General features: G+C 69.0%; 1 protein-coding gene. It reads left to right on the top strand.

The features are described from left to right. A partial coding sequence (gene smeD / locus OC373_RS18675; RefSeq protein ID WP_261998273.1) for a multidrug efflux RND transporter periplasmic adaptor subunit SmeD occupies positions 1 to 993 on the top strand: 993 nt, incomplete at its 5' end. Positions 994 to 1,121 lie beyond the last annotated feature (128 nt).

The following is a 1,121-nucleotide window of genomic DNA, read 5'->3' as shown; positions in this document are numbered from 1 at the left end:
GCCGAAGTGCGCCCGCAGGTCAACGGCATCGTGGCCAAGCGGCTGTTCACCGAAGGGGGCCTGGTCACCGCCGGGCAGCCGCTGTACCAGCTTGATGACGCCAGCTACCGGGCCCAGGCCAACAGCGCCCGCGCCCAGCTGGCCCGCGCCGAAGCCACCGCCAATGCCGCGCGCCTGAGCGCCAGGCGCATCGGTGAGCTGGCCAAGGTCGAGGCGGTCAGCACCCAGGACAACGAGAACGCGATCGCCGCGCTCAAGCAGGCCGAGGCCGATGTCGGTGCCGCGCGTGCCGCGCTGGATGCGGCCAACGTGACGCTGGGCTATGCCCGCATCACCGCGCCGATCAGCGGCCGCATCGGCAAGTCCTCGGTCACCCAGGGCGCGCTGGTCAGCGCCGGCCAGGCCGAAGCGCTGGCCACGGTGCAGCAGTTGAACCCGATCCATGTCGATCTGACCCAGTCCGCCAGCGAGCTGCTGCAGCTGCGCCGCGAGCTGGCCAGCGGCCGCCTGCAGGACAACCAGACCCTGCCGGTGACGATCCTGCTCGATGACGGCACCGAGTTCGACCACAAGGGCACCCTGGAATTCTCCGAAGTCAGCGTGGACCCGACCACCGGCAGCTACGCGCTGCGGGTCAAGGTCGAGAACCCGGACCAGGTGCTGATGCCGGGCATGTACGTGCGTGCCCAGGTCGGCAGCGGCGTGCGCGAGAACGCGATCCTGGTGCCGATGCAGGGCATCGCCCGCGATCCCAAGGGCGATACCAGCGCCATGGTGGTCGGCAAGGACGACAAGGTCGAAGTGCGGCAGGTCAAGGTCAGCCGCTCGCTCGGCGACAAGTGGCTGGTGGAGGACGGGCTGAAGGCCGGTGACAAGGTCATCGTCGAAGGCCTGCAGAAGATCCAGCCGGGCATGCCCGTGCAGGCCACCGAAATGGGCGCGGCCCCGGCCAAGCCGGCCGCCGCGCCGGCGGCTCCCGCCGCCCAGCAGTAACCGGAGAATTCCATGGCACGTTTTTTCATTGATCGCCCCATCTTCGCGTGGGTGATTGCGATCATCATCATGCTCGCCGGTGGCCTGGCGGTGCTCAAGCTGCCGGTGTCGATGTACCCGGAAGTGGC

The organism is Stenotrophomonas sp. Ste96, from assembly GCF_024519495.1.
Taxonomy (GTDB): domain Bacteria; phylum Pseudomonadota; class Gammaproteobacteria; order Xanthomonadales; family Xanthomonadaceae; genus Stenotrophomonas; species Stenotrophomonas bentonitica_A.
The sequence above is the reverse complement of the archived record's forward strand: the minus strand, read 5'-3'. Positions and strand labels throughout refer to the sequence as shown.